Origin of the sequence: Bradyrhizobium huanghuaihaiense (assembly GCF_025200885.1) — a bacterium.
Lineage (GTDB): Bacteria > Pseudomonadota > Alphaproteobacteria > Rhizobiales > Xanthobacteraceae > Bradyrhizobium > Bradyrhizobium huanghuaihaiense.
This window is the reverse complement of the sequence record NZ_CP104172.1, coordinates 1,532,659-1,549,629: the sequence shown is the minus strand read 5'-3', so window position 1 is coordinate 1,549,629 and position 16,971 is coordinate 1,532,659. Positions and strand designations below refer to the sequence as shown.

The window sequence follows — 16,971 nt, the reverse complement described above, 5'->3', positions numbered from 1 at the left end:
CCGCGGATGCATTGCTGGATTGCTTCGCTGCGCTCGCAATGACGGCGCGGGACCATCTCGGTATAACAATCGGCAGAACATCAATACCGCGAGGTCCCATGCCCAGTTATCGCCTGCACTACTTCCCCGAATCCGGCAACAGCTACAAGCTGGCGCTGATGCTGACGCTTTGCGGCGAGACGTTCGAGCCGGTGTGGACCGACTTTGGCGGCGGCGTCACGCGCACCGCAGAATGGCGCAAGGCCGTCAACGAGATGGGCGAGATTCCCGTGCTCGAAGTGGACGGCGTGAAGATGACGCAGACCGCGCCGCTCCTCTTGAAGCTCGCCGAGCAGTACGGCCGCTTCGGTGCCGACACGGAGGAGGAAAAGTTCGAGCTGTTGCGCTGGCTGTTCTGGGACAACCACAAGCTCACCGGCTACATGGCGACCTATCGCTTCATGCGCGCCTTCACCGAGAAGAACGATCCGCAGGTGCTGAAGCATTTTCGCAGGCGGCTCGATGATTTCCTCGGCATTCTCGACGGACATCTCCAGCACAATGCCTTTGCGATCGGTACGAAGCCAACGGTCGCCGATATCTCGATGATGGCGTACCTGCACTATCCCAGCGACGAGCACGGCTTCGACTTCGCCACGAGCCATCCCGCGATCCACGCCTGGCTCGGCCGCATGGCCGCGCTACCCGGCTGGAAGCCGGCCTATGAGCTGCTGCCGGGAAAGCGGATGACGAATTACGCGAAGTGAGGGCTCTCTCTTTCCCCTCTCTCCGCACGCGGGGAGAGGCAAAAAGAAAACTACCTCAACGCCAGCCAGCCGAGCGTGAACAGGATGCCGCCGATGATGACGGCCACCGCGACGGCCCAGATGCTGACGCGCACGCTGCCGGTGATCTGCTTGGCTTCCTCGTTGCGCGCGATCTCGCGATTGCGCATCTTGTTGGCTTCGCTCGTGTCCGTCATGGGTCATCCAAACCAGGTTGGAGGCGGCCTAACGCGTCTTGATGAAGCACATGCCGATGCGGCGCGAGGCCGCGGCAGCCTGACAGGTCAAGCCTCTAGCACAGCTCCATGACGTAAAACTCTCGTCCCGCCTTCCCGATCCCGCATCTTGCAAGGAACAATGCGCGCCCCAGCCGTCCTGATATTCGGTGCCGGCCAGCTCCGCGCTGCCGCGGGTCTGCGGCCGGCTGGCAAATCCGCGTGAGAAATCAGGGCGTTTGCCCGCGGCGAACGCGGTCAGGATGTCGCGGCGGCGCACCTGGTCGCCGATAAAATGCGGCGAGGCCGGCACGATGGTGGAATTGGACGGCTTGTCGGCGAGCCAGTCGACGCCCGGGAAATGGAAGCCGCCGATCCCTCGGGTCTGGTGGCAGCCGGCGCAGGTGACATCGTTGAGGCGGCGCTGGAAGCCCGCGACCGAGCGGATGTTCTGCAAGTCACCGCGCGCGGCCGCCTGCTTCAGCGCGCCGACCACGTCGTCGTCGGTGAAGACCGGATTGTCCTTGCCCTCCCCTTTTCCTTCCCCTTGCATCATGCCGAACTCCGGCTGCAACGGCGAAGCATCGAGGCCGGTCGGCGTCGGCACGACCGCGGCCTTGGCCAGGAACTTCTCGGGGATCAGCACTGTGCCGCGATCGAACTCGCGGAGATTTTCCGGCGCGAGCAGCCAGGACTTGAAATCGCGCCGGAGATCGTTGTCGGCAATGATCCGGTCGCGGTCGATCTGGTTCTCCAGCGTCGATTCCTCGAACGTCTTCGTCGTGGCGTTGTACTTGAAGACCTTGAGCAGATAGTCGGAGCGGAAATCGTGCAGTGCCGATTTCGGCGCGATCGAGACCTGGATGTTGGTCTCGATGCGGTCGAGCATCGCGTCGTGAGGATAGAAGCGGCCGCCGATCAGCCCCTGCCAGTCGCCATTGTCGAGCCAGCGCCGCGCGACCTCGGCGCAGCTGACCGGCTTGCCGCTCGCATCCGTCTGGCGCGCGTCACGGGCCTTCAGCACCAGATTGAACGTCATCGGCAGCCGCGTCGCCGTCTTGGCCCCATCAGGCCCGGCATCGAAACGCGCCAGCCGGTAGATCAAGCGGATCTCGCCGCAGGACTCCTCCGCCACATAGGCGCGGTCCATGCGGTTGACGATACCGGCCAGCACGAAACGCGTGTTCGGAGATTTCAGCACGGCCCGATCGAACAGCTGCACGTCAACGCCTTCGCCGACGCCGATGGTCTCGCTTGGAAAGGCGACTTTCTGCTGCGCGATGTAGCGGTCGAACTCCGCATCGATCGCGGGCGGAATGTCCTTGAGCTGCGGCAGCCAGGCGAACAGCAGATCCGTCGTCAGCGAAAAATTCGCGTTGCGCTCCGGCCATATCAGGCGAGAGATCGTCAGCTGGTCGTCCTGGTCGAGCTTGCGCAGCAGGTCGGGATCGGTGATCGCGGTTCCGCGCGTGAGCTGTGCGTTCTCAGCCGCCGATGGCGACGTGACGCCGCCGAACAACACGACGACAGCAAGGATAATTCGCAAGGCGCGGCTCATGCCTCAAGTAACACCGCGCGAGCGCGCCTATTCAAGCAAAAAGGCGCTTCACATGGTGGTGAAGCGCCTCTTCCAAAGTCGAATATCGAACGCTCAGCGTGCGACGATCAGGCCCTTGCTGGTGACGACCACCCAGCGGCCGTCCTGGCGGCGGATCGCGTCGACGCGGCCGACGCCGGGGATGGGATCGCCGGCATAGACCTCGTAGAGGCCGTCGCGGCCCTCGATCAGCGCGCCGCCATTGGCGACGTCGCGCAGCCTCCAGCCTTCGAGCGTCGGCAGGCGGCCGACCTCGATCTTGGGTGCGGCGGGGACGGGCGCCGGAACGGCAGCCGCGGTCGCAACCTGCGCCGGGGCGATCGAGCCGGTCGTCTCCTTGGGCGCCACGGCAGCGGCCTGCGCGGGAGGGGCAGGCGGCGTGGCACGGAGCTTGTCGACGGTCTCGGACAGCTTTGCGAGCTTCGCCATCGGCTCGGCCTGCGCCTTCTCGAGCTTGTCGAGACGGTCGTTGGCGCGGTTGAACTGGGTGAGGCCGGTCTTGGAGCTGTGCTCGACATTCGCCTTGAGCGCGACGAGGTCGGCATCGATCCGCGCGACGGACGCATCCAGCGCGCTGGTGTCGGCGACCTGCACCGGCGCGGCGGCCGGGGCGGCAAAATGCATCATGCCGGCCGTTGCCAGCGCGCCGCTGATCGCACCAACGCTGGCCGCGATCGCCACCACGGCGGCCATGGCCGAGAGGCGACGCTTGCTGCCGGTCTCACGCGGCTCATCCGCCTTCACATGCGGGGCGAACTCCTCGCGTTCCCAGGCGCGGTCGGCGGGCGGCATGACGATGAGCTTGCCGAGCTTCGGCTCGGGCTTGGATTCAGCCTTGACCTCGGTCTTGACCTCGCTCTTGGCTTCCAATTTCGGCACCTCGATCCGCGGCGGCTCAACCTTCGCGGCGTCTGCCTTCACCGGATCAGGCTTGGGCGGCGCTTCGTGGTCGGGGGCGATCGAGGGGGCGTCGATACCGGCGGCAGCCTCGACGGTCTGCGGCGCTGCGACGTCGACAGCACCGGAATCCTGGGCAGCCTGCTCAGCCATTGGTTCGCTCACGGCTCAAATACTCCAGTCTGGATTGACCTTTTGGTAACTTTCATTGCTTGCGAAATCCTTACCTTCGGACCCGCTTACCGAAATTTTAGGAACTCATCCGGGGCTGAATTGGGCCGGGAACGTGGAACCGGTGTGGCGGGCGTGAAACAATTTGTAAGCGAGGCGAGATGAACGGCGGCGGAATGGACGCTGGGCGCCCTTTGAGGGCCGCTCCGCTCGCACCTCGGAGTGTCGGCGAGAGGGTCGGCCCCGCAGCTTCCACATCGTCATTGCGAGCGCAGCGAAGCAATCCAGAGTCTTTCCGCGGAGACGGTCTGGATTGCTTCGTCGCAAGGGCTCCTCGCAATGACGGAGTGAGTGGCGCCCGCTCCGTCCACATCACTCCCCGTCACATCACCACCGGTGCATCCGGCAGCTCGTTCGCATGCGGGCCTTGCGGCGGGAAATGCCGTGCCAGCTCACGCGACACCGCCGCGATGCCGCTGATCACGCCGCGCTCGAACTGGCCGGACCTGAACTCGGTCTCCATCGCGCGGCAGATGGTCTCCCACCCCGCCGCGCCCACCTTCGCGTCGATGCCGCGGTCGGCGATGATCTCGACGTCGCGGTCGGCGAGCAGGAGATAGATCAGGACGCCATTGTTGTGCGCGGTGTCCCAGATGCGCAAATGCGAGAACAGGTCGAGCGCGCGCTCGCGTGCCGGCTGGTTGCGGAACAGCGGGCGGCCGTCGAGCGCGCCTTCGACCACGAAGCGGACCTGGCCGGAATGGGTGGTCTCGCCCTGCCGGATGGCCTGTTGGATGCGGTCGAGCGCGGCCTGCGGGAAGATCTGCCTTGCCCGCCAATGATGCTGCACCAGGTGTCTGGCAATGCGCTTGATGCTCATGACCGCTACCAGCTCCCCGAGGCGCCGCCGCCACCAAAGCTGCCGCCGCCGCCGCTGAAGCTGCCGCTGTCACTTGACGACGAACCGCCGCTCCAGCCGCCGGACGAGGAGCCGCTCGACCAGGAGCCGCCGCGCGAGCGGCCTGTGCCCGGCGTGATCGCCGAAAACAGATCAGCGACGAATCCGATGATGAAGCCGAGACCACCGAGCGCGAGAGCAAGTGCGAAAGACCCGAGGATGATCCAGGTCAGCGCGGCGATGATGCCGCCGGTGACGAAAGATCCGAGCAATCGTCCCAGCGTGGCACGGAAGAACCCGCCCACCCCGATGGAGGCGAACAGCGTCACGATGAAGAGCGGCGCGAGGTCGTCCAGGCTGCCGAAGTTCACGGTGGGCGAAGGAACCGGCAACGGCTCGCCATCGATCACCCGCATCATGCGCTCGACGCCATCGCTGATGCCGCCGCCAAAATCGCCCGTCCTGAATTTCGGCGTGATGATCTCGTCGATGATGCGCCGCGAGGTGACGTCGGTCAGCGCGCCTTCGAGGCCGTAGCCGACCTCGATGCGCAAATGCCGGTCGTTCTTGGCGACGACGAGGATCGCGCCGTCGTCGATCTTCTTGCGGCCGAGCTTCCAGGCCTCCGCAACGCGGATCGAGTACTGCTCGATCGTCTCCGGCTGCGTGGTCGGCACGATCAGCACGGCGACCTGGCTGCCCTTGCGCGTCTCGAAGTCGCGCAGCTTTTGGGAGAGCGCGGCGATGTCGCCGCTGGAGAGCGTGCCGGTCTGATCGACCACGCGACCGGTGAGCTGGGGAACGGCGACGTCGGCGGAAGCTGGGACGGCGAAGGCGAGGAGGAGTGCGACGATGAACCACACACTCGCTGTCATCGCCCGGCTTGCCGTCTTCGCTGACGCTTCGCCGGCCCAATACCGAGGTGCCCGGCGAAGCCCTAGGCGGAGCCGGGACCGGGCGATCCAGTATTGCAGAGCCGCCGACGGACTACGGAGAAGCCGCGACGTACTGGATTCCCCGCTTGCCGCCTGCGCTAAAGCTTCGGCGCGCCCTAGACCGAAACCTCGGCGAAGCCTTGGCGTAGCCGGGTCGCGGGGAATGACAGTGGTGGGTGGGACGAAGCGCATTCGCAAAATCGAACGCGCTTACTTCGACGGCGCAGGCGCCGGGTTGAAATCCACCTTCGGCGCAGTCGAGATCTCCTTCTCGTTCTCGACCGAGAAGTTCGGCTTCTCCTTGTAGCCGAACGTCATCGCGGTGAGGTTGGTCGGGAACGAGCGGATGGTGACGTTGTAGTCCTGCACCGCCTTGATGTAGCGGTTGCGTGCCACCGTGATGCGGTTCTCGGTGCCCTCCAGCTGCGACATCAGATCCTTGAACAGGGCGTCCGACTTCAGCTGCGGATAATTCTCGGTGACGACCAGCAGGCGCGACAGCGCGCTGGAGAGCTCGCTTTGGGCGGCCTGGAATTTCTGAAAGGCAGCGGGGTCGTTCAGCACCTCCGGCGTCGCCTGGATGCTGCCGACCTTGGCGCGGGCATTGGTGACCCCGAGCAGCACGTCCTTCTCCTGCTGGGCAAAGCCCTTCACCGAGTTGACGAGATTTGGCACGAGGTCAGCGCGGCGCTGATACTGGTTCACGACCTCGGACCAGTTGGCCTTGATCTGCTCGTCCTCGCTCTGGATCGCGTTGTAGCCGCAATTGGTCAGGCTCAGCGAAGCCAGCGCCGCCAGCACGGTGAGGATCTTGCGCATTAAATTTCTCCCGGTGGAATCTCGTGCAAACTACCAGATTGAGCGCGCGAGACGCCAGACCTCTTGGAGACGCGGAAAGCAGCCGACTGACGCAAGCCCCTTGCCTATCCCTGGCCGACATTGTCAACTCGGGCACAACAAGAACATCAACGCCAGGGAACGCCAAGGGGAACGCGATGAGCTCGTTCGAGACCATCCTCGTGGAGCGGCCGGAGCCGGCGATCACGCGGGTCGTGATGAACCGGCCCGAGGCGCGCAACGCACAGAACCTGCAGATGACCTACGAGCTCAACGCCGCCTTCGATGCGGCGGTGCAGGACGATGCGGTCAAGGTCATCATTCTCGCCGGCAGCGGCCCGCACTTCTCGTCCGGCCACGATCTGCGTCCCGGCGGCAAGAACGCCGCCGGCGTCGATTTCCCGCCGATCGGAAATTGGGGCGGCTTCGCTGAACCGAACGCACATGGCCGCTTCGCGCGCGAGCAGGAAATATATCTCCAGATCACACGGCGCTGGCGGAACCTGGCCAAACCGACCATTGCCGAGGTGCATGGCAAGTGCATCGCGGGCGGCTTGATGCTGGCCTGGGCCTGTGACCTCATCGTCGCCAGCGACGATGCGCAGTTCTGTGACCCCGTGGTCACCATGGGCGTCTGCGGCGTCGAATGGTTCGTGCATCCCTGGGAGCTCGGGCCGCGCAAGGCCAAGGAATTCCTGTTCACCGCCGACAGCTGGAGCGCCGAGGAGGCGCACCAGCTCGGCATGGTCAATCAGGTGGTGCCGCGTGCCGAACTGTCATCGCGAGTGCTGGAGCTGGCGCGCCGGATCGCATCGAAACCGTCCTTCGCGCTGAAGCTGACCAAGGAAGCCGTGAACCGCTCGGTCGACGTGATGGGCCAGCCCGCCGCGATCGACCAGGCCTTTGCGCTGCATCAGCTCTGTCACGCCCACAATCTCCAGGAGTTCGGCATGATCGTCGATCCATCCGGCTTGCATCCCTCCGTGCGCAAACCGCCCGCGGCTGCGGAGTAGATGCGATGGACCTGAACCTCAGTGACGAGCAGCGGCTGCTGCGCGAGAGCGCGGACCGCTTCGTGGCCGAAAGCTACGATGCGGACCATCGCCGCAAGATGGCGAATGATCCGCTTGGCTACAGCCCTGCAGTTTGGAAGCAGTTTGCCGAGCTCGGCTGGTTGGCGCTGCCGATTCCCGAAGAGTTCGGCGGGCTCGGCGCCGGCGCGGTCGAGATCAGCATCTTGATGGAAGCCTTCGGCCGCGGGCTGGTGTCGGAGCCCTATGTGGCAACGGTCGTGCTGGGCGCGGCGCTCATCGAGCGATGCGGCAGTGCAGCCCAGAAACAGGGAATCCTGCCCAAGGTCGCCGACGGCTCACTGAAGCTCGCCTTTGCGCATTCCGAACGCGCGGCACGGTTCGATCTCGCCAAGGTCGCGACCACCGCGAACAAAACAGAGCAAGGCTGGCGCCTTGCCGGAAACAAGATCACCGTGCTCGACGGGCACGCCGCCGATGAGATCATCGTCTCCGCGCATCTCCATGATCATCGCGGCCCGTCGGGGCGGATCGGTCTGTTCCTGGTCCCGGCGACGGCATCTGGCCTTATCATCAGCGACTATCCTCGTCTTGGCGGCGGGCGCGCCTGCAACATCGAACTATCAGACGTGCACCTGCCTGAAGACGCCTTGCTCGGCAACGGGAGCGATGCGCTGCCCGCGATCGAATGGGCGGTCGACCGCGCCATGGCCGCGTTAGGCGCGGAAGCCGTCGGCATCATGCAGACGCTGCTGGACATCACGCTCGAATACACCAAGATCCGCAAGCAATTCGGCCGACCGCTCTCGGCCAACCAGGTGATCCGCCATCGCCTCGCCGACATGGCGATGCAGGTCGACGAGGCGCGTTCGATGGCGCTGCGGGCTGCGTTGAAGGCAGATAGCCCGCCGGTCGAACGCGCTCGCGCCGCCTCCGGTGCGAAGGCGAAAATCGGCAAATGCGCGCGCTTCGTCGGCGAGCAGTCGATCCAGCTTCACGGCGGCATGGGCGTTACCGAAGAGCTCGAGGTCGGCGCCTATTTCAAGCGGCTGGTCGCTTTCGACACGCTGTTCGGCGGCAGCGCGCATCACTATGCCCGCCACGCGCAGCTCGGCCGTACGGCCTGACACTGGGAGAGCCTCATGGACCTCACGTTCAATGCCGAGGAGCGCGCCTTCCAGAGCGAGGTGCGCGGGTTCATCGCCAAAAACCTCACCGAAGAGATGAAGCGCGCGACCGCGCTGACGCCGTCGGTGTTCTCTGATCCTGATATCGGCATGGCCTGGCAGCGTGCGCTGCACAGGCAGGGATGGGGCGCGCCGGGCTGGCCGGTCGAATATGGCGGCCCGGACTGGACGCCGGCGCAGCGCTGGATTTTTGAGACCGAATCCGCGCGCGCGGGCGTGCCGAATGTCAACGTGATGGGCGTGAAGATGGTCGGGCCGGTCATCATCGGCTTCGGCAGCCCTGAGCAGAAGAATTTTTACCTGCCACGAATTCTTTCAGGTGAAGACTATTGGTGCCAGGGCTACTCAGAGCCGGGCTCCGGCTCCGACCTCTCCTCGCTGAAGACGCGCGCGGTGCGCGACGGCGATGACTACATCATCAACGGCACCAAGATCTGGACCACGCATGCCCACCACGCCAACCGCATGTTCGCGCTGGTGCGTACCAGCGACGGCGAGCGGCAGCAGGACGGCATCAGCTTCATCCTGATCGACATGAAGACGCCGGGTATCACGACGCGCCCCATCCTCACCATCGGCGGCGACCACGAGGTCAACCAGGTGTTCTTCGACGACGTCCGCGTGCCCGTGGTCAACCGCGTCGGCGAGGAAGGCAAAGGCTGGACCTACGGCAAATATCTGCTGGAGTTCGAGCGCGGCTCCGGCATTGCGTCAGCCAAGCTCCGCGAGGGGCTGAAGGCGATCGCGGATCTTGCTGCATCCGATTTGACCGGGCGCGCGATCGACACCCCGGACATCGCAACGCGCATCTCCGAGGTCGAGGTCGACATCGACGCGCTGGAGATGACGGAGCTGCGCGTGCTCTCGGCGCTGCAGACCGGACAGAACCCCGGCGCGGTGTCGTCGATCCTGAAGCTGCGCAACAGCGAGATCCGCCAGGCCGTGACGCGGCTGGGCGTCGACGTGATCGGCCACGACGCCCTCGCCGTCGAGCCGATGCGCCCGCTCTACAGGCTCAACCACGAGCCGGCGATCCCGGAGGACATGCTGACGGTGGTGCCGGAATATCTCAACGGCCGGGCGTACACGATCTTCGGCGGCACCTCGGAGATCCAGCGCGATATTATTGCGAAGATGATGCTGGGGATTTAGCTGGGCTGGCGCGACACCCTCCGCCGTCGTCCCGGCGCAGGCCGGGACCCATACGCCGGAGAGAGTGTGTGGCGCGAGCTGGTCATGACCAATCTTCGCCAAACTGGATTCGGTGGTTATGGGTCCCGGCCTGCGCCGGGACGACACCGAATTTGAGGCTTCAGCTAAGCCCCTAACCCACCTTCGCATCCCGGATCGCCTGCCAGATCTTCTGCGGCGTCAACGGCGTATTGAGCTGGGTGATGCCGAGCTCGGCGAGCGCGTCCATCACGCCATTGGTGACGCAGGGCGGGCCGCCGATGGCGCCGGATTCGCCGCAGCCCTTGGCGCCGAGCGGATTGGTGCGGCAGGGCGCGGTATCGTCGAGCGTCACCACGATCGGCGGCACGTCGTCGGCGCGCGGGATGCAGTAATCCTGGTAGCTGGCGGTGAGGAGCTGGCCGTCCGGATCGTAGGAGACGCCCTCATAGAGCGCCTGGCCGATACCTTGCGCGACGCCCCCGTGGATCTGGCCGGTGACCAGCATCGGGTTCACGGCGACGCCGACGTCGTCAACGGTGGTGTAGCGCACGACCTTGGAGACACCGGTCTCCGGGTCGATCTCGACCTCGCAGATATGCGTGCCGTTCGGCCAGCTCGGTCCATCCACCTCGCCTTCCGAATCGACGCTGAGCTTGGCCCCGCTCTCCTTCTCGGCGAGATCGAACAGGCTGATGCGGCGATCGGTGCCGACCACGGTGAGCATGCCGCCCTGATATTCGATGTCCTCGACCGAGGTCTCCAGCACGTTGGCCGCCTTCTCGCGTGCCTTCCGGATCAGGTCGCTGGAGGAGACCGCGACCGCCGTGCCGCCGACGAACAGCGAGCGCGAGCCGACGCTCCCAAAGCCCATGGCAAGATCAGTGTCGCCCTGGACCACGTCGATCTTGTCGAGGGGAATGCCGAGCGAGTCGGAAATCATCTGGGTGTAGGTGGTCTGCAGCCCCTGCCCCATCGCCATGGTGCCGGAATGCAGCACCACGCGCCCTTGCGAGGTCGCGTGCAGGCTGACCTTCTCGGTGTGGGCGCGGCCGCCGGTCCATTCGATGTAGGAGGTGAGCCCGCGGCCGTAGAGCATGCCCTTCTTCTTGGCGGCCTTCTTGCGCGCGGCAAAGCCGTCCCAGTCGGCGAGCTTCACGGCGCGGTCGAGCATGTGCGCGAAGGCGCCGGAATCGTAGACTTGGCCGGCCGCATTGGTGTAGGGCAGCTGCGCCGGCTTGATGTAGTTGGCTTTCCGGATCGCGCGCGGATCCATGCCGATTTTTCGCGCGGCAGCGTCGAACAGGCGCTCGACGATGAAGACCGCTTCGGGACGGCCGGCGCCGCGATAGGCGCCGACAGGCGCGGTGTGGGTCATCACCGATTGCACCTCGAAATGCACCAGCGGCAGATCGTAGACGCCGGTCTGCACGAACGGCCCGAGCACCAGCGGAATGATGTTGGCCGCGCCCGAGGAATAGGCGCCGGTGCAGCCGATCGACTTGACGCGATAGGCCAGCACCTTGCCCTTCTCGTCGAGCGCGAACGACGCCGTCGAGGTGAGATCGCGGCCATGGGTGCCGCCGACGAACTCGTCGGTGCGGTCGCCGCGCCAGCGGATCTTCTTGTTCAGCTTGGTCGCGGCGTAGGCGACGATGCCGTCCTCGGGATAGAGGTTGGTCTTCTGGCCAAAGCCACCGCCGATGTCGCCGACCAGCACGCGGACGCTGTCCTTGGGACGCTTCAGCACGGCTTCCGCCAGCACGTCGCGGGTCGAGGCCGGCGTCTGCGACTGCACGTGCAGCAGGAGACGGCCGGTCTTCTTGTCGATCTCGGCAATAGTCGAGCGCGGCTCCATCGCGGAAGGCACCAGGCGCTGGCTGACGAGATCGAGCTCGACTGTGTGCGCGGCCCTGGCAAAGGCCTCGTCGACCTTGGCGGCATCGCCGTAAGCCATCGCGCCGACGATGTTGTCGGGCGCCTCGGGCCACACCACGGGCGCGCCGGGCTTTACGGCCTCGACGGGATCCACCACTGCTGACTGCACGTCGTATTCGACGACGATTGCCTCGGCCGCGCTCTGCGCTTCGGTGCGCGAGGCGGCCACCACCGCCGCCACCGCTTCGCCGGCGTAGCGCACGATCTCATGGGCGAGCAGCCGGCGCGGCGGCACCGTCATCGGCTTGCCGTCGGGGCGCTTGAAGATGCTCAAGGTCGGGATGACGCCGATGTCGTCCTTGACGAGGTCGGCACCGGTGTAGACCGCGGTGACGCCGGGCATCGCGACCGCCGCGCTGGTGTCGATCGAGACGATCTTCGCATGCGCATGCGGCGAGCGCAGCACGTACAACCACAGCGCGCCGTCTTCCGGCTTGTCGTCGATGAATTGCCCCTTCCCGGTCAGCAGCCGCTGGTCTTCCAAACGCTTGACGGGCTGGCCCGCTCCGAAACGCAAATTGCCGGGAAGAATGTTCATTCCGTGGGGTCCTCAGGGTCTTTTCGAAACTGCGGGCAGCCTTTTAGCGGATCGATCAGGGGCATGCCAGCCGCGGTTTTGGGCGGGATATCCACGATTTCGGCATGTCGTTGGGGATCGTCATTCCGGGATGGTCCGAAGGACCAGACCCGGAATCTCGAGATTCCGGGTTCGTCCTGCGGACGCCCCGGAATGACAGCTAGGCCAGCTCCCGGAGCGCCGCGTCCACCACCTTGCGCGCATCGGCCGTCAGCGGGGCCTGTGGCGGGACGGGATCGCCGACGTCGTAGCCCTGGATCGAGAGGCCGGCCTTGATGCAGGCGGCGAGGTTGAAGCGAGCGAAGGCCTCATTGATACGCCACTGCCGACGCTGGAGCGCCATGGCCTCGTCCCAGCGGCCGGCCTTGCAGAGGTCGTAGAGCTTAACGCTCTGGCGCGGGATGATGCAGGCCGGCCCGGCCATCCAGCCGAGGCCGCCGATCAGCATGACCGCCGCCGGGATATGGGCGGAGGCCGAGAACACCCGCAAGCCATCGCCGCAGCGGTTCATGATCGAGAGCAGCCGGCCGGTGTTGGTCGAGGCGTCCTTGATGTAGCCGATGCGCGGATGCTCCGCGAGCCGCGCGATCACGTCGAGGGTCAGATCGGAGCGCTGGAATTGCGGATTGGTGTAGATGACGACGGGAATGTCCACGGCATCCGCGATGGCGCGGAAGTAGGATTCGACCTGGGCATCGGCGAGCGGGAAATAGGCTTCCAGGATCGCCAGGATGCCGTCGGCGCCGAGCTTCTGATAAGCCCGTGCCTGCGCTACCGCATCCGCGGTCGAGGTGGAGGCGACGCCGGCCACGACCGGCACGCGGCCCTTTGCGGCTTCGATCGTGGTCTGCACGATCGCGCTCCGCTGCGCGGCATTGAGATAGGCGAACTCGCCGGTCGAACCGAGCGGCGTCAGTCCGTGCACGCCGGCAGCGATCAGGTCGTCGCAGAGCTTCGCGAGCACGTTCGTCCGCACCGTGCCGTCCGCATCGACGGGGGAGACGAGGTAGGGAAAGACGCCGTGGAATTCGGACATGTCGGGGGCTCCGGAGGCTGGCACCCCTGAGGTATTAGCAATGCCCGTCCCGGCGATCAAACCTTGAGCAAGCGTACCCGCGTGCCCCAGGGATCGATCGCCTCAACGCCATCCGCAAGCGCCGTGACCTTCACGCCGCTCTTGCGCAGGCGATCTTCCTGAGCGGCGAGCAGCTCCTGCTTCGCCATCACCAGCGAGAACCAGGCGAGACCAGTCGTGGAATCGTCGCGCTGGCCGGCGCCCTGGCTCTGCCAGACATTCATGCCGAGGTGATGGTGGTAGCGACCCGACGACAGGAACGCCGCGCCGTTGCGCTTGCGGGTCGGGTCGAGGCCAACCGTGCCGTGATAGAAGCGCTCGGCCTCGGCGAGATCGCCGACGCGCAGATGCATGTGGCCGACGCGCATTCCGTCCGGCGCCTTGGCATAATCAGGAACGCGTGTGTTGGTCAGCGACAGCAAGTCGGGAATGTTGAGCTCGTCCGTCGCCATCTTCACGCTGCCCTCGCTCCACTGCCATTGCGAGGGATCGCGATCGGCATAGACCTCGATGCCGTTGCCTTCGGGGTCGTCGAGATAGACGGATTCGCTGACGAGGTGATCGGCAAAGCCCGACAGCTTCACGCGGTGCGAGGCGGCGTGGACCAGCCAGCGCGCGAGGTCCTTGCGGGTCGGCATCAGGAAGGCGGTGTGGTAGAGGCCGGCCGCGCTGCGCGATTCAATCGCGGCATCGGGACGGGCTTCGAGCACCAGCAGCGTGATGCCGCCAGTGCCGAGCTTCGCGCCCGCCGCCGAGCGTTCCATCACGGTGAGCCCGATCACGTCGCGGTAGTAGTCGGCAACCGTATCGAGATTCTTGACCCGGAGCGTCACCATGCCGACCCGCATCGGCGTGCGGCTGGCATAGGTCGGGCCGCCGCCCTGCGGGTTGCCCTCGGCACGCGCCGCGGCTGCGGCCGCCATCGCAAGCGAGGTGGCACCGGCGAGGTGAAGCAGGGTGCGGCGGGTGAAATCGATGGTCATCAGTCGGGGCTCGCTGAAATCCTTGAGGCCATAGGGCGCAATTTCGGGATTGCTACACGTTCCCGTGAGGCGCTCCCAATCACATGTTCGTCGGCCGTGGTCCTACGGAGGCCTGCCACTTTCCTGGCCACCCGGCCAGTTTCGCAATCGCCCGCGGCATCCCAGATTGAGGACAACTTACAGGAGCCCGCCATGACCGATTCCAGCCCCCTGTCCTCACTGTCGTCCGCGCTCTCGGACGTGGTGGCGCGCATCGCGCCGTCCGTCGTCTCCGTGCATTCGCACCGCTCCCGCTCGACCGGCTTCGTCTGGAAGAGCGGCCTCATTATCACCGCCGACGAGGCACTTGCCGACGAGGGCGAGGTCGAGATCGGCCTCGCCGACGGCAGCCGGGTCGCCGCCACGATTGTCGGCCGCGACCACACGACCGACATCGCATTGCTGCGCGCCGACATCGCCGTTGCGCCTGTGAAGCTGGCCACCACAGTCCCACCGCTCGGTGCCTTGTCGATCGTGGTCGCCACCCATCGCGAGACGCCGAGCGCGGCGCTCGGGATCGTCTCGGCGTCCGGCAAGAGCTGGCGCTCCCTGCGCGGCGGCGACATCGATGCCCGGATCGAGCTCGACGTCCGTCTGCGCGAAAGCCAGCAGGGCGGCCTGGCGCTCGACGCATCGGGCGACGCCTTCGGCATGGCCGTGCTCGGGCCGCGGCGAGTGCTCGTCATTCCGACCGCGACGATCGAGCGTATCGCTCCGCAGCTCGAGACGCGCGGCCGCATCGCCCGCGGATATCTCGGCCTCGGGCTGCAGCCGGTGCGGCTCGACGACGGCATCGGCGCGATGGTGATGAATGTCGACAAGGCCGGACCTTCGGCCGCGGCCGGCATCCGCCAGGGCGACGTGATCGTGGCGGTCAACGACCAGAAACTGTCAGGCGTGCGCGCGCTGTCGCGGACGCTCGGTCCTGCCAGCGTCGGCGCCGTGGTCGATGTCGCGGTGCGCCGCGGCGGCGAGCCGGTCAGCTTCAAGGTCACTGTCGGCGAGAGGCCGGAGGCGTGAGCGCGGACAAGACGGCCGAGATCGTGCTCGCGCTGGAGATCGACGATCCTGCGCTGGCCGATCGCTTGACGGCGCTGCTCGACAATGTCAGCGGGATTCGCCTCGCCGGGCCCGGTGAGCAGGCCGCGGCGACGGTGGTCGCCCGCGATCCGCGCAGCATGCCTGAGGACATCGCGCTGACGCAGCGCGAGCTCGACGTGCTGGCGCTGATGGCCGAGGGCTCGTCCAACAAGATGATCGCGCGTCAGCTCGGCATCTCCGTGCATACCGTGAAATTCCACGTCGGCTCGCTGCTCGACAAGCTGGACGCCACCGGCCGCACCGATGCGGTCGCGCATGCGGCTCGCCGCGGCGTGATCGAGCTCTGAGCGGCGTGGATCAATCGCCGACGGCCATCTGCGCCAGCGCGCGCATGCGGTCGGTGTTGACGACGCGCCCGTGGCTGATGACGACACGCGGGGGGTTGTGGAAACGCAGCGCCTCGGTGACGTCGCCCTGATCGAGCACGACCAGATTGGCCGTGCAGCCGAGCCCGAGGCCGTAGCGTTCCAGATTCATCGCCGTGGCTGCGCGCGTGGTGATCATGTCGTAAAGCGTTTCGAACTCGCTCTTCGCGGTCATCCAGAGCAGATGCGAGGCGAGGAACGCCACTTCCAGCATGTTGTTGCGGCCGAGCGGATAGTAGGCGTCGGAGATATCGTCCTGGCCGAGGCAGACATTGATGTCGGCGGCCAGCAGGTCCTTCACGCGCGCATGCAGCGGCCCGTTGTGGGGATTGCTCACGACGCTGACGCGGGCCTCTCCGAGCAGCGCCATCAATCCACGGAAATAATTGTCGGGATAGAGGGCCATCGCCCGGCAGTGATGCGCGAGCGCCCGGCCTTCGACGCCACGAGCGATCACCGCGCGCGCCATCATGTCGAGCGTGCGCATATTGGCGTCACCGACGTCATCCAGCAGCATCGAGACGTCCGCCCCGTGCTGGGCCGCGAGGTCGAAGCAGAAATCGATGTGGCGGCGCCGGGCCTCTTCATCGGCTTCGATCCAGGGAATGCCGCCGACGATATCGGCCCCGAGCGTCATCGCCTTGCGCATCAGGTCGTCCGCGCCCGGCTCGCGAAACAGGCCGTCCTGCGGGAACGCCACGACCTGGATATCGACGATGCCGCGAAATTCCTCGCGAATGGCAAGCAGTGCCTTGATACCCTCGAGCCGGGCCTTGGTGTCGACATCGGCGAAGGCGCGGATGTGGAGATTGCCGTGGAGCGCGGCGAGCGCCACCGCACGCCGCGCGTTCGGGACGATCCAGGACGCGTCATAGTTGTTCTTCACCACCGCGGCGAGCTCGACCGCCTTCGCCGCCTCGCTCATGCCGCCGCCCTGATAGGCCGCGAGCGCCGCCTCGGACATCATCGGCAGGGTCCAGACCTTGCAGAGATGCAGATGCGGATTGACGAACGCGGGCGTGACCAGACCGCCTCTGGCATCGACGAAGGATTGGGCGCCGGTCTGCAGCCGGCTGCCGATCGCGGTGATCACACCATCGGTGATCCCTATGTCCACGATCTCGCGGCTGCGCGTGCGGGCGTTGGTGATGACGAGGTCTGGCAGGCGGGACATTGCAGGACTTCCACTCG

At 66.0% G+C, this 16,971-nt stretch carries 16 protein-coding genes; 6 read left to right on the top strand and 10 right to left on the bottom strand.

Annotation, left to right across the window (positions count from 1 at the left end):
* The first annotated feature begins 98 nt into the window (after nucleotides 1-98).
* The gene (locus tag N2603_RS07340; protein ID WP_018643720.1) at nucleotides 99-746 is read left to right on the top strand and encodes a glutathione S-transferase family protein; all 648 of its coding nucleotides are present in this window, start codon (nucleotides 99-101) and stop codon (nucleotides 744-746) included.
* A gap of 50 nt (nucleotides 747-796) precedes the next feature.
* Here the strand turns inward: N2603_RS07340 and N2603_RS07335 are convergent, their stop codons facing one another.
* From N2603_RS07335 to N2603_RS07310, 6 genes are all read right to left on the bottom strand, one after another.
* A complete protein-coding gene (locus N2603_RS07335; RefSeq protein WP_260388230.1) occupies nucleotides 797-961 on the bottom strand; it encodes a hypothetical protein in 165 nt (54 codons plus the stop codon).
* Between the two features lie 28 nt (nucleotides 962-989).
* A complete protein-coding gene (locus N2603_RS07330; protein WP_260388229.1) occupies nucleotides 990-2,537 on the bottom strand; it encodes a hypothetical protein in 1,548 nt (515 codons plus the stop codon).
* Between the two features lie 93 nt (nucleotides 2,538-2,630).
* The gene (locus tag N2603_RS07325) at nucleotides 2,631-3,626 is read right to left on the bottom strand and encodes a hypothetical protein (protein ID WP_260388228.1); all 996 of its coding nucleotides are present in this window, start codon (nucleotides 3,624-3,626) and stop codon (nucleotides 2,631-2,633) included.
* Between the two features lie 400 nt (nucleotides 3,627-4,026).
* Entirely contained in the window at nucleotides 4,027-4,524 is a 498-nt protein-coding gene (locus N2603_RS07320; RefSeq protein WP_260388227.1) for a TPM domain-containing protein, read from the bottom strand.
* Between the two features lie 5 nt (nucleotides 4,525-4,529).
* Nucleotides 4,530-5,417, bottom strand: coding sequence for a TPM domain-containing protein (locus N2603_RS07315; protein ID WP_260388226.1), 888 nt, complete (start codon nucleotides 5,415-5,417; stop codon nucleotides 4,530-4,532).
* A gap of 270 nt (nucleotides 5,418-5,687) precedes the next feature.
* Nucleotides 5,688-6,296, bottom strand: a complete 609-nt coding sequence (locus N2603_RS07310; RefSeq protein WP_260388225.1) for a LemA family protein — start codon at nucleotides 6,294-6,296, stop codon at nucleotides 5,688-5,690.
* Between the two features lie 176 nt (nucleotides 6,297-6,472).
* Here N2603_RS07310 and N2603_RS07305 point away from each other — a divergent pair, with 176 nt between their 5' ends.
* The 3 genes from N2603_RS07305 to N2603_RS07295 are packed head-to-tail and all read left to right on the top strand — an operon-like array spanning nucleotide 6,473 to nucleotide 9,684.
* A complete protein-coding gene (locus N2603_RS07305; RefSeq protein WP_260388224.1) occupies nucleotides 6,473-7,327 on the top strand; it encodes an enoyl-CoA hydratase in 855 nt (284 codons plus the stop codon).
* A gap of 5 nt (nucleotides 7,328-7,332) precedes the next feature.
* Complete coding sequence (locus N2603_RS07300) at nucleotides 7,333-8,472, top strand: acyl-CoA dehydrogenase family protein (protein ID WP_260388223.1); 1,140 nt, start codon at nucleotides 7,333-7,335, stop codon at nucleotides 8,470-8,472.
* Nucleotides 8,473-8,487: 15 nt separating this feature from the next.
* The gene (locus N2603_RS07295; RefSeq protein ID WP_260388222.1) at nucleotides 8,488-9,684 is read left to right on the top strand and encodes an acyl-CoA dehydrogenase family protein; all 1,197 of its coding nucleotides are present in this window, start codon (nucleotides 8,488-8,490) and stop codon (nucleotides 9,682-9,684) included.
* 172 nt (nucleotides 9,685-9,856) lie between these two features.
* Here N2603_RS07295 and N2603_RS07290 read toward each other — a convergent pair whose 3' ends face one another.
* The 3 genes from N2603_RS07290 to N2603_RS07280 all read right to left on the bottom strand — a co-directional run bounded on the left by N2603_RS07290 (nucleotide 9,857) and on the right by N2603_RS07280 (nucleotide 14,275).
* The gene (locus tag N2603_RS07290) at nucleotides 9,857-12,178 is read right to left on the bottom strand and encodes a xanthine dehydrogenase family protein molybdopterin-binding subunit (RefSeq protein WP_260388221.1); all 2,322 of its coding nucleotides are present in this window, start codon (nucleotides 12,176-12,178) and stop codon (nucleotides 9,857-9,859) included.
* A 199-nt stretch (nucleotides 12,179-12,377) separates the two neighbouring features.
* Complete coding sequence (locus N2603_RS07285; protein WP_260388220.1) at nucleotides 12,378-13,253, bottom strand: dihydrodipicolinate synthase family protein; 876 nt, start codon at nucleotides 13,251-13,253, stop codon at nucleotides 12,378-12,380.
* A 56-nt stretch (nucleotides 13,254-13,309) separates the two neighbouring features.
* Nucleotides 13,310-14,275, bottom strand: a complete 966-nt coding sequence (locus tag N2603_RS07280; RefSeq protein WP_260388219.1) for a VOC family protein — start codon at nucleotides 14,273-14,275, stop codon at nucleotides 13,310-13,312.
* A gap of 192 nt (nucleotides 14,276-14,467) precedes the next feature.
* On the opposite strand from N2603_RS07280, the gene N2603_RS07275 reads away from it, so the two are divergent.
* Complete coding sequence (locus N2603_RS07275) at nucleotides 14,468-15,334, top strand: S1C family serine protease (RefSeq protein WP_260388218.1); 867 nt, start codon at nucleotides 14,468-14,470, stop codon at nucleotides 15,332-15,334.
* Nucleotides 15,331-15,702: a response regulator transcription factor gene (locus tag N2603_RS07270; protein ID WP_018643733.1), complete on the top strand. Its 372-nt coding sequence runs from the start codon at nucleotides 15,331-15,333 to the stop codon at nucleotides 15,700-15,702. The genes N2603_RS07275 and N2603_RS07270 overlap by 4 nt, the downstream gene beginning before the upstream one ends.
* Nucleotides 15,703-15,712: 10 nt before the next feature.
* On the opposite strand, the gene N2603_RS07265 is transcribed toward N2603_RS07270, so the two are convergent.
* On the bottom strand, nucleotides 15,713-16,954 hold the full coding sequence (locus N2603_RS07265) for an amidohydrolase family protein (protein ID WP_260388217.1): 1,242 nt from the start codon (nucleotides 16,952-16,954) through the stop codon (nucleotides 15,713-15,715).
* Between the last annotated feature and the right edge of the window lie 17 nt (nucleotides 16,955-16,971).